Here is a 12,245-nt window from a genome sequence, read left to right as displayed (position 1 = left end):
CTAAGAGAGACAAGAGGACTGATACGTATAAAGGAACTGCGATTCCAAAGACCGTTTTAGTTCTCCTCTTGTTTCTTAGTAAATGTAAACAACTGTAATTATGTTGTTGTAAAGTAAAGGAGACCGTTATCTGTAATTACTTTTGCGGGTGACCTATTAAATAAATTATCTTACCTCCTCTTCCATTATCCATTTTTCCAGATCGCCACATATAATTCTCAACATCAATAGTTGCCGTAAGTTCATCCAGATCATCAGGTGCATACAACTTAAACAAGGCTATAAAACCATCTAGAAAAGTAACTAAAGGAAGTATTGGTATTAAATATGTAAAAAACAGTCTCTCAAACCGAAAGGGTTTTACAAAGGGAGCAGTAAGAATAACCGTCAAAGGAACAATAACAGTCATACCAAAAACTTGCCATAAGCTGTCATTATTTCCTTCCAAAATTGCAATGGGCTGTTGTTTAGACGCGACCTTCTTTAATATTGATTTTGCCTTGTCTTCATCAAATTGATGAAACGAATTCACGCTGACGTAAAGACCTGTTTCATTGGCTTCGAAAGCATCTGAATCTACATGAACTATCTTAATATCTTCATCTAGAAATACTTTAAGAGTTTCAAATCCCGCTCCACCTTTCTTGTCAATAACAATTATTCGATCCGTGTGTTGTAAACCTTCTTCAAGTACAGGCATGAATGGTTTGGCGGCCTTCACCTTATGCACGAACCATGTCATAAACTCATGGATACAACGAGTAAGAAAGTCAGGAAACCATTTGGTGTTTGTTATTTGCCGAATATTTTTTCTTTTCATATTGAAATATGTAACTTTAGGCCAAATGTACTAATTTATTTAGACCAACTGGACTAATTGAATAAAACAAAGCAAAAAATATTGAGTAAAGCTCTTGCGCTATATAATCGTGATGGTGTGAGCAATGTTTCAATAAGGCAGCTGGCTAAAGATGTTGGAATCGCCCACAGTAATTTGATTTATCACTATCCAACTCATGAAGATATAGTACTTGGACTTCACGATCTAATGCTCCGAGAAGCTCTTGAACTCAACACAGGCTTAGTTCAAAATGACTCTCCTCTGAAATCATTATATGAAACAACAAAAACTGGTTTTTCCGTGGTATATGAATTTCGGTTCTTTTTCAAAGAGCTTCAATATATCTGCAAAGCTTTTTCCAAAGTAAAAGAGGTTCTGAGACAGGTAGAAAAAGTACGCTACGTAATGTACAAAAAGGTTATTGGAGACATGATTGCAAGTGACCTTATACGATCTGAAGAATTTGATGGTGAATTTGATGATTTAATAGTTCGGATTAAAATTTATAGTGACCATTGGTTGGAATCATCATCAATTTATGATGATTTGTCTAAGGAAGAAAAGATTAACAAATATTCGTATCTTCTCTTGCAACATATATACCCTTACTTGACTGACAAGGGAAAGGATGAATTTAAAAGAATACAGATAACAACAACTAAGCCACATTAAAACGATGGCTTAGCTGCAAACCGTTATGCCTTATTTAAAAAGAACGACCATACCATAAATCAATGGAAATAACGCTTCCAATATCGAGTCTAATTGTTATTGCCATAGGCAGTGTAGGTATATCAGTATCGATATTTATGGGAATCTTATTGCTGTCTCAAAAAGACAAGAAACATATATCCATAAACATATTGGGTTGCCTGCTCATTCTTTCGGGATTGACATTATTCAATGATATCTTAGTTACTTCAGGAATCAGCAATAGAATTAAGCAATTATACTTTATACCAATTTACTATTCATTAAGTATAGCACCTCTTTTTTACCTTTTTGTAAAGTCTAAATTCAGCTATCGCTTGAATAAATCTGATTTGGTTCATTTGGTTATTCCAGTCATACAGGTAGTCATTTATTTTTTCATAGGATTCCGTTCAGTCGAATTCAAATCGATGCTCTATGATGAAAATGCCTTTCGGATATACCTTCAAATAGAGTCTTTTCTTTTCCCGACTTTTTTGGTTGGATATACTATTCTTGCCTTATCCTACTTGAAAAGAAAAGACATCAAAGCCTACTTTTGGACAGCTGACATTAAAAGATGGCTCACGAATTTTTCAGCTGGAATGTTATTGATTGCTGTTATTGAATTTTGTTTTTCATTGATAGAATACAACACATCTCCTACCTTTTTATCGAGTTTCCCATTTTTCATAGTTCATACATTCACGCTTTCCGCTTTTGTGTTTTGGATTTCAATAAACGGTTTCAAACAATATTATCCTTTACAGATATTTACATCAAAACCCAGCCAAAAAGATTCAGTTATTGACGAAAATGAATTGTCAGAGTTACTAAAAAGACTGGAATTACTAATGACTAAAGATAAGGTTTTTCTGAATCCAGACTTGAATCTTGAGCTTCTATCCAAATACCTTGAGATTCCTGAAAAACATTGCTCTCACATACTGAGCAAGAGAGTAGAATTGAATTTCAACCAATACGTGAACAACTTCCGAATTGCAGCTTTCAAAGAAAGAATCAAAGAAGGTCAAAACAAGACCTTTACCTTGACAAGCATTGCGTATGACTGTGGCTTTAATTCCAAATCTACATTCAACAGAGTATTCAAGTCCACTTGCGGAGTAACACCTTCGGAATTCGTCAAGATGACGCAAGGCAAGACGCCACCTGTCTAATAGCTGTTCCTAAAGTATGTCCCAAATCCAGATTTGAAGCGTTTAAGTAATTGTAAGCCTTCATATTTGCTACTCACAAATTAAACTGTAGTAATTATGAACAACAAAATTAAAGCCTTCCTTTTTGGTGGAAATCAGCAAAACTCTATAAGCCAAAATATTGGCTTCTTACTCCTTCGTTTCTTTGTAGGACTTGCACTTTGCACAGTCTTTGAAAAGTTCTTTCCAAAAAATGGTATTTGGGGACCACAAGAGTGGTTCATTCAAGATACTGCCAATATGGGGTTTCCATTTCCAACCTTCTTTGCCTGGGTTGCGGTATTGTCTGAATTCTTTGGCGGAATTTTACTGATGCTTGGTTTATTGACCCGACCTGCCGCACTATTAAATGTCTTTGTGACTTTTACAGCTACCTTTATTTATCATAATGGAGATATTGGAAACTCAGGATTAACCTCGTTCTTCTTCATGATAATGTGCCTTTGTATCTTACTATTTGGCCCCGGAAAATTCAGTCTGGACTACTTTATCAACCGAAAGCTTGTTAAAAAAATGGCAAACATATCAGCGGTTTTATTACTGCTCTTGTCGTTCAACTATGCTACAGGTCAAGCCAATGTCTATTCAATGCCTTATCAAACTGAAGCTATAGCAATAGACACTTCAAAAGTTCAGTTTTATTTGAAAAACAATAGCATATTGCCTAAAAAAGTCACTTTAATAATATACCAACCGCAACAGGAAGGTAATAACACGCTCGTAAAATGGTTTTTGCCATTTCAAAAGGTAAAATTTGAATTGCCTGTTAAATCAAAGATATACATGGCATCCGATTCACAAGTAGATACAGTGATGCAGGGGAAACGAATTGATAGTGATAAGCCATTTTTAAGTGTCGAAAAAAAAATGAGTAATGCTACCTTGAAATTGAATAACCGAGAATGATTTACCATAGATGGGAATAAAAAACAAGGCATAACACTGTATAAGCGTAATGCGGGCTGAGTCGTTAAAATTGAGTATTTTAGCTTCTTTTAAAGTTTAGTGTAGTACAAAGATGGATTGCAGTGAAATCCCGCACTACGCTTATACTTAACGTTGGCGGTAATTGAAAAAAAACGAACAGGATTGACCTTGAACAGTAAATGAATATTGAAACCTACATAAAACAACCTTACCCTTTTTATTACGAGGAATTAAAAAAAGTGCTTTTCATTCTTTGTTGTCTTGCAATAGTTAGTTTTCTATTTACTTATTTATTTGAGCCATTTGTTGTAAATGTTTCAGAACACAAAATAAATAGTCTATGGATTGTTGTTTTGCATTCTGTAATACCGATACCAGTCGCTTTCGTTTATGTTTTTTTTCTAAAAAAATCCGTCAAAAAAATTGAAAACTGGACTTTAGGCAAAGAGTTTTTGCATTTGGCAGTAATCCTGTTTCTAATAGGTCTTGCTAGCTTCCTTATTAGAGATTTTATTTACACTAATCCTGATAATTGGTCTTTTAGATACTTGTGGGAAGAAATTCGGAATACTTTTCTAGTTGGCAGTTTACTTTTGATAATCATTTTACCTCTCAATTTAGAACGATTGATTTACAAACACTCAAGCGTTTTAAAAAAATTACCAATTCAACAACAAAACACAAAGGAAGTAAATACAATTGCTCAAATTCAAACGCCAATTATTGAAGAAAATTTTGAGTTGGATTTACAAACTTTTCTTTTTGCAAAAGTTGACGGAAACTATATCGAGATATTTTACACGACTTCAAACGGATTTGAAAAACACTTAAAAAGACTAACCTTAAAAGAATTTTACGAACAATTAAGTTCTTTCCCATTCATTTTTAAGGTGCATCGCTCATACATCGTAAATCTTAGAGCTATTGAATCTATTTCAGGAAATGCCCAAGGCTATGTGCTACGCTTAAAGGATTATCCTCAAGGAACTGTTCCAGTTTCTCGGTCTAAAATTGAAGACTTTAATCGATTTTATTCAGACATAAGTAAATAACAAGGTTGCATTTCGTCACTTTGGTTTGTCAATTGTCACTTGACCAGAAATCACATTGATTTTGTTTTTATAATTGCCCACAAAACAAGATTAGTGGATACTAAAAAAAGAAGATACGATTTAGACTGGCTAAGAGTCATAGCTATTTTAGCAGTCTATTTTCATCATATAGGTATGCCTTTTAATGGCGATGGTTTTCATATTATGAATTCCGAATCCAGTAAAATACTGGACGACATTATGGTCTATTTTGAACAATTTAGACTACCCTTACTCTTTTTAATATCAGGTACAGGAACGGTACTCGCATTTTCAAAACGTACTTGGCAACAATTTTTTAAAGAAAGGACAGGCAGACTTATAATTCCTTTATTTTTTGGTGTTCTTTTTATTGTACCACCTCAAACCTATTATCAATATATAAATGAATTTAGTTCCTATTGGCAGATATATACAGACGGACGATTTGAAACAAATCATCTTTGGTTTATAGAAAACCTATATATAATTTCAATAGTCGCAATCCCATTGATAATTTTTCTTAAGTCTAAAAAATCCCAACGTTTTAGGAATTGGTTTGCAAAAATGACCTCATACAAAGTTGGTTTATTAACGGGAGGTTTACCATTAATAATTTTAACCATTGTCCTCAAAAGATATTATCCAACAGGCTCTTCTTCGCTAACAAACTTATCTGAGACTTTTTTTTATACTTATTTTTTTATAGCTGGAATTCTGTTTGCTAGCTCTCAATTATTTTGGGACAATCTTAAAAAATTTAGACGTTTTCATTTAATCATCTTTATAGTTAGTTCATTTTTATTCTATGGTTACTATTTCGTTCCAAATACTGTTGTAGAACCACATTTAAGCATTTCTGTTCGCTGGGATATTTGGTATGGCTTGTGCTGTTTATTGGGTTGGAGTTTTGTATTGGCATTGTTAGGATATGGTCAAATTCACTTAAATAAACCAAGTCTATGGCTAAAAAAGATGAATGAAGCTATTTACCCATTTTACATTTTGCATCAAACAGTAATCGTAGTTTTTGCATATTATATCATTCAGCTGGACTTAAACATACCAGCCAAGTTGACAATACTTTTTATCAGCTCATTTTTAGTAATCATAATTATATATCGTTTTATGATTTACCCTTTTAAAATTATAAGAGTGCTTTTTGGTATGAAAAACAAACCTAATCTAAAATAGAAATGAATTACAATAAACTTTCAAATTATATCGGCATTTTAGGAGCGGTATTGTTCATAATTACAACAATCATAGGTGGTTATGTCTTTGAAGGTTATAGCCATATCTCTCAATACATTAGCGAATCTTATGCATCTGGAACTGAATATGGACATCTACTTAGATGGTATGGATATGTTCCAAGTGGTCTTTTAATTGGCGTATTTTGCTTTTTAAAAGCTAGACTGTTCAATAACTATAAATACACTTTTTTCGGATTTATTGGTTTTGGCATCTTTTACGGAATATTCACTTCCTTAGTAAGCGTTTTTCCTTGCGATTATGGTTGTAATAGAGATTACGCTGATTCTAGTATTCCTCAAACACTTCATACGCTTTTGAGCGTTATAACATACACAATGACACCGTTAAGCTTATACTTTATAGGTTTCGGATTTAAAAATATTGACAAGTTTAAAACAATATCAAACAATTCGATTATTCTTAGTTTCATTGGATTCTTTTTTGGTATGATATTTCTCGGTAATGCCAATAGCCCTATAGCAGGAATACTACAAAGAGTTACTGAATTTGTCTATCTCTTTTGGCTTATATATTATTCTGTTTTCTTAATAAAGAATGATATTGACGTCAATAGCAAAACAATTAACCAACAATAATCAGCCAAACAACTAAAAAAATGCAAAAGACAGAATTTCCTAAGGCAATGTCTCTTTCAAAGACACTAACGGTTTTTATTGGGTTTCCAATAATAGCGACATTAATATCCTTACTACTTTTAAATCGTCATTTAATAACCGCTTTCGGTCTTGATTTTTTCAACACGTTTTGGATAATAATAATCGGATGGTACTTATTACAAATCGTGATTATTTCCAAAATTTTGAAATCATCTGGTTGGCAATGGAGCGAAATCGGTTTAACGTTTAATAAGAAGAAAACTATCTATCTGATTTTAGGTTATTTAATTTTTGCTTTTGGATTGTTAGCATTTATTGAGATAGCCCTTTCAAACTCAATCATAGACACCGAAAAGTTAAAAGCTTTATCTTCTTTAACACCAAAAACAACCACATCAAGGGTCATATTTATATTTATGGGCTTGGTAGCGGGTTTAGCGGAGGAAATTGTTTATCGTGGATTTGCAATAAAAGCGTTGGTTAGCAATAAAATCAATAAATGGTTAGCAGTTTTAATAGCTTCAATTCCTTTTATCTTTCAGCACGGATTAAAATCAATAGACCAATTTTGGTGGTTCTTAATTACTGGTATTATTTTTGGAATTATTTATGTTTTCAGAAAAAAATTATATCTAAACATCATTATCCATTGGTTGGTAATATTGTCGGCTTTATTAGGAATCTTTCAAGTTCTAAAATAATTGATAGCTTAAATTTCGTAATCCGAAAAGTTAATTGAAATTTAAAATAATAACGATATGATAAGACATCAAATACTATTTATTTTGTTATTATTAATTACGATAAGTTGTAAAGAACAAAATGAAACAAAAAAACAAACAGAAACTAAAAAAGAAAAGACTATGAATAATGATGAACCAAGAGTAACAGGTGTTGGAGGCATATTTTTCAAAACTGAAAACCCTGAAAAAACCAAAGAATGGTATCAAAAAAATTTAGGACTAAACACAGACAAATGGGGAACAAATTTTGAATGGTATCAAGGAAGTGATGCTACAAAAAAAGGATTTACCCAATGGAGTCCGTTTACTAAAGAAACAACGCATTTTGAGCCATCCACAAAAGAGTTTATGATAAACTATAGAGTTGTACACCTCGAAAAACTTTTAGCAAAATTGAAGGAAAACGGAGTAACTATTTTAGATAGTATTGAAGAGTTTGAATATGGTAAATTCGTGCATATTATGGACAATGAGGGAAACAAAATTGAATTGTGGGAACCGAATGATGTAGAATACGAAAAGCTAGTCGAAGGTAGAACGAAATAAACAACTACCGCCAACAATAAGTATAAGTAATAGCGGTATAAGTGATAAAACGAGAGTATAAATATAAAACAAAGGTCAGTGCAAAGCCGAAAGGTTTGTGAGAAAAAAATTTGATACTACTCATAGCCAAACCGTTACCTGGCATTTGAACATATGCTGAATAGAAATATATTTTTAATCATAGGCTTTTTTTGTGTTTTGAAATTAACACTTCATCTAATTGCTGACTCTAATTCAGGATTTCAAGGGGACGAATTATTACACATTGAAACTGGAAACTATCCAAGTATGGGATATATGGAATTTCCACCTGTAATTGGTTGGTTGGCTTTTATCCAAAATCAATTTCATTCCCAATCCGTATTTGTTCATCACATCTTTTCACACATTGCTTCTTTATTGATTTTAATATTAATCGCACTTACAACAGTTAAATTGGGAGGTAAATCAAAAGCGGTTTTTATTGTACTTCTTTGTGTTTTGACAGCACCCGCTTTCGGTCGAGGCCATCAACTCTTTCAGCCCGTAGTATTTACTCAGTTGTTTTGGCTTCTTTCGTTTTATCAATTGGTAAGATATGTTACAAGCTTTGACAAAAAATATTTACTTTATCTAACAATCTGTGTTGGTTTTGGCTTCCTTACAAAATATGATATTCTTTTCTTTATTGCAGGACTTGGAGGATTGCTATTTTACAAGCCGACACGAATAGAAATCTTGCAAAAAGACATTTGGAAATATATTCTCTTGTTCATTTTAATTATAGCCCCAAATGTTCTGTGGCAATACAAACACGGATTTCCGGTACTTGATATGTTCTCGCGCCTTTATGAAACCCAATTGGACAAATTGACGATTTTGGGAGTTCTTGAAATGATAATCATATCCTTAAATCCAGTAACAATGTTTTTTTGGCTTGGTGGTTTATTCTATATGTTTAGAACAAAAAACAATCCAACCTATTATCGACCAATTGCGTTTACAATCATCATTTCCTTAATGCTCTTGGCGTTGAACAAAAGTAAAGCTTACTATATGTATCCCGCAATGATAACGTTGATAATATTTGGGAGCATTTGGTTTGAGCAAAGAATTCTGTCAAAACGACATTGGATTTTATATCCAACAACGGCTCTTCTCTTTTTGGCAGGAATTATGTTGATTCCATTTGGGTTAGCAGTCCTGCCGTTGGACACATTTATCAAATTCGCAGGAATAGACAAAAAAGACAATCGCTACCAAATAGAATATAAGGAGTACTACTCGAAATCAAAATGGGAAAAAACTATGGACGGACTTCAAGCCGTTTATGATAGCCTACCACTTAACGAAAAGGAGGATTGTTTGATTTGGGGCAAACATTATAGTCAAGCAGGTGGTGTAAACCTTTTCAGGGAAAATTACGAACTGCCAAAAGCAATTTCATACCACGGCAGTTTCTACCTTTGGTCACCAGAAAAAGGCGAATTACCTAAAACGATTTTAGCGTTTTCAAACGGGGAAGCAGGAATTGATTTTTTTCAGTCCTTCTTTTATTCTGTTGTAGCTGTAAAGCGAATTTATAATCCGTATGCTGATAACGAAAAAAAATTGTGGCAAACAATTTATATTTGTAAAAAGCCAAAACTAAATTTTAATCAATTGCGAACTGAATTTAAAACAAGGATTTTTGAATAGCTATGGGAATAAAATGGAATTCATAAATTCAGACGGCTAATAAAAAACCTTGCCTTTTCTCAAATTATAATGACTGAAGGAAACGGTAAGACAATTTGTATTATGGACAATGAGGAAAATAAAATTGAATTGTGGGAACCGAATGATGTAGGATACGAAAAGCTAGTCGACGGTAAAACGAAATAAACAACTACCGCCAACACCGTATATAATTAATTGCTTCAAAGTGTTTAATTCATTGGCTTTTTTATATATTTATTTTCTGAGATAAACCGAAAGGTTTGTGCTTAAACACGCAACGAAATCATAGCCTAGGCGTTAGCTGCAAGCTGAAAAATAAACCGACTAAAAAATCAAAAATGCAAGCACTATTTAAGACGAAACCAATATTGAGCTTTATTGTGCTAACCTTTGGTATTTCTTTTACCTTTTGGTTTTTACCAGTCATCGTATCGTTGCCAAAAGATATAGGATTTGCCATGATCCTTATTGGATTATGTGGTCCTTTAATTGCTGGTTATCTAATTACCATTATAAATTCAGTTGAAAAAATCAAAATCGACTCCAAACCAATTTTTTTTACCGTTTTTATAGTAACTGCATTGGTGCTCTTTTTGCGATTGTATTTTGTAAATAATGGATGGCATGATATAAATGGAAACGTGCCAGATCTAAATGAAGTAAGTATTTTGGGTTATATATGCTTTGGGATAGTTCTTTTTATTTTAGCCATTAATTTTAGTAATGCTACCAATTTAAAATTGAAAGAAAACTATATCAAGTCTTCGCTTTTTGAAAAGGGAAAAGTAAAGTGGTATATAATTGGCGTTTTTTTACTTATTTTACTATGTCTAGGTAGCTACTTTATGGGTGATGTGTTAGGAATGGAAACTACCGATTTTGTAGTAAAGCCCGAACCTATTCTTCTAGTAGGGTTTTTTAGCTCTTTTTTCTTTCTTGGAGGTAATGAGGAATTTGGCTGGAGAGGTTTCTTACAAAAAGAATTACAAAAAAAATATAATCCCTTAATTGGTACTTTAGCAATCTCATTTTTGTGGAGCCTGTGGCATCTTCCATTGCATTATAATGGATTCTATTCCACTGGTGGATTTGTAGACCTGCTTCCAAGATTTGCATGGACAATTCCACTTACTATTATTTTTACTTGGTTATATAATAAATCTTCGTATTCTGTTCTCGCAGTTATGTTATTACACGCCACGGTAAATAATATAAGTAGGGCATTCGGTTATTCAGAAATAATATTAACAGTATTGGCATTTTTATTCACCGTTTTCTGCATTATCAATGATAAAATGTGGCAGAAAAAAAACTACAACCACATTTATGAAAACAATATAACTGATTAAAGCCAGCAGCTAACAATGTATAAAAACAATAGCGGTTTAAGTGCTAAAACGAGAATGAAATCTATCAACCAACCAACAGGAATACACCAAAAAGTTAGTGCATAAAAATCCGCTACTATTCTTATACTTGACCGTTGGGACGGATTTAAAGCCTGCGGCTTCTACCAAGTCGCTACATTGCTGCGCAATTCCCGCCCCTTGGACATCCGTCCCAACGCCCTGCTAAACCAAATTGCAACATCGGTTGGGACTCAAAGCCTTAGGCCACAACTTTGAAAACACCAAAAACCCGACCCAACAATTCCTAAAAGCAATTTGGCAACGTTCTGCCTGTCTTTAAAATTTATATGTAACTTTCAGTCACCATAAATTTTTAACCCAGAACGTCACTGCGTTTAGCAGGGCGTTGTGTGCAATTAAACCAAAGATGAAACTGAGATACAAATATGAAAACTTCATTACTCAAAAAATATATTGATAGACTAGCTTCATTAAATGACCAATTATGTTTCTTCCAATTTAATCGAAATGAATTAAATAAAAGACTAAATGATTTTGGCTCAAAGGCTGGTGAACTTTATACGCCTGACTTGTTTGCAAACAATGTAATGGCTCCGAGAATTAATGTTACAATAAATGAACTCCCTAAGTTTCAAGAACTCAATGAAAAATTCACATTTGGAGCTTACATTTCTACAAGTTACGAAGTGACAAGTTATTATTTGCGAGATAGCCTTGATATTTTAAGTCAATTTAATCCTAGCACATATGTAGTTACAAATGATAATCAATTAGAAGAAAAATATATACTTACATTAAACTCATCAAGTTGTACTCTTCCACCACGAGAACTTATAGATACAATAAAATACATAAGGTTAAGAAGAAACTTATTTACGCATATTGCAGATTCAATTTCAACTCCTATGAGCAATCTAATTCAAACTCAAGGTGCGAATCTTAATTCATATTGGAGTCATACACTAACTGGTTTAGATTTTGAAAGTACTGATGTTTTAGATTTTGGCGAATCAGAAACAATTGATATATTAAAACTACTTCGAATAATAGTTGAGACTCTTGATGAAAATCTAGCGAATAACTTATCTAAAGAAGGAATTATAACCTTTCTTGCTCAAGAACAATTTGCATCAAAACCTCAAAGAATTAATGCAATTGTTGTAAAAGAAAGAATCCGAAAAATAAAAGCACTAGGACAAGCTACATTTGGAGTGAATTTAATTGATTCAGATATTGAACCAATAGTAAGTGTTATTGGGAGAAAATAAT

12 protein-coding genes are annotated in these 12,245 nt (G+C 32.9%); 11 read left to right on the top strand and 1 reads right to left on the bottom strand.

Annotated features, from left to right (window positions below; genetic code table 11):
• Positions 1-136: 136 nt before the first annotated feature.
• A complete protein-coding gene (locus CA834_RS05805) occupies positions 137-820 on the bottom strand; it encodes a hypothetical protein (protein ID WP_094967718.1) in 684 nt (227 codons plus the stop codon).
• 81 nt (positions 821-901) lie between these two features.
• Between CA834_RS05805 and CA834_RS05800 the strand changes: the two genes are divergently transcribed.
• The 11 genes from CA834_RS05800 to CA834_RS05750 all read left to right on the top strand — a co-directional run bounded on the left by CA834_RS05800 (position 902) and on the right by CA834_RS05750 (position 12,244).
• Complete coding sequence (locus tag CA834_RS05800) at positions 902-1,513, top strand: TetR/AcrR family transcriptional regulator (RefSeq protein ID WP_165764763.1); 612 nt, start codon at positions 902-904, stop codon at positions 1,511-1,513.
• Positions 1,514-1,575: 62 nt separating this feature from the next.
• A complete protein-coding gene (locus CA834_RS05795) occupies positions 1,576-2,709 on the top strand; it encodes a helix-turn-helix domain-containing protein (RefSeq protein ID WP_094967716.1) in 1,134 nt (377 codons plus the stop codon).
• Between the two features lie 96 nt (positions 2,710-2,805).
• Positions 2,806-3,654, top strand: coding sequence for a DoxX family protein (locus tag CA834_RS05790; RefSeq protein ID WP_094967715.1), 849 nt, complete (start codon positions 2,806-2,808; stop codon positions 3,652-3,654).
• Between the two features lie 200 nt (positions 3,655-3,854).
• A complete protein-coding gene (locus tag CA834_RS05785; protein ID WP_094967714.1) occupies positions 3,855-4,727 on the top strand; it encodes a LytR/AlgR family response regulator transcription factor in 873 nt (290 codons plus the stop codon).
• Positions 4,728-4,820: 93 nt separating this feature from the next.
• On the top strand, positions 4,821-5,939 hold the full coding sequence (locus CA834_RS05780; protein WP_165764762.1) for an acyltransferase family protein: 1,119 nt from the start codon (positions 4,821-4,823) through the stop codon (positions 5,937-5,939).
• A gap of 2 nt (positions 5,940-5,941) precedes the next feature.
• A complete protein-coding gene (locus CA834_RS05775; RefSeq protein WP_094967712.1) occupies positions 5,942-6,598 on the top strand; it encodes a DUF998 domain-containing protein in 657 nt (218 codons plus the stop codon).
• A gap of 20 nt (positions 6,599-6,618) precedes the next feature.
• Positions 6,619-7,320 carry a CPBP family intramembrane glutamic endopeptidase gene (locus tag CA834_RS05770; protein WP_206186848.1) on the top strand — a complete coding sequence of 234 codons (702 nt, stop codon included), beginning with the start codon at positions 6,619-6,621 and terminating at the stop codon, positions 7,318-7,320.
• 57 nt (positions 7,321-7,377) lie between these two features.
• Positions 7,378-7,908 (top strand): VOC family protein, encoded by a 531-nt coding sequence (locus CA834_RS05765; RefSeq protein WP_317042069.1) that lies wholly within the window; start codon positions 7,378-7,380, stop codon positions 7,906-7,908.
• 198 nt (positions 7,909-8,106) lie between these two features.
• Complete coding sequence (locus tag CA834_RS05760) at positions 8,107-9,585, top strand: ArnT family glycosyltransferase (protein ID WP_165764761.1); 1,479 nt, start codon at positions 8,107-8,109, stop codon at positions 9,583-9,585.
• A gap of 455 nt (positions 9,586-10,040) precedes the next feature.
• Positions 10,041-10,955, top strand: coding sequence for a type II CAAX endopeptidase family protein (locus CA834_RS05755; RefSeq protein WP_165764760.1), 915 nt, complete (start codon positions 10,041-10,043; stop codon positions 10,953-10,955).
• A 446-nt stretch (positions 10,956-11,401) separates the two neighbouring features.
• Positions 11,402-12,244: a hypothetical protein gene (locus CA834_RS05750; protein ID WP_094967709.1), complete on the top strand. Its 843-nt coding sequence runs from the start codon at positions 11,402-11,404 to the stop codon at positions 12,242-12,244.
• Position 12,245 lies beyond the last annotated feature (1 nt).

Origin of the sequence: Winogradskyella aurantia, from assembly GCF_002266855.1 — a bacterium.
GTDB classification, from domain to species: domain Bacteria; phylum Bacteroidota; class Bacteroidia; order Flavobacteriales; family Flavobacteriaceae; genus Winogradskyella; species Winogradskyella aurantia.
This window is presented reverse-complemented; position numbering and strand designations above follow the sequence as displayed.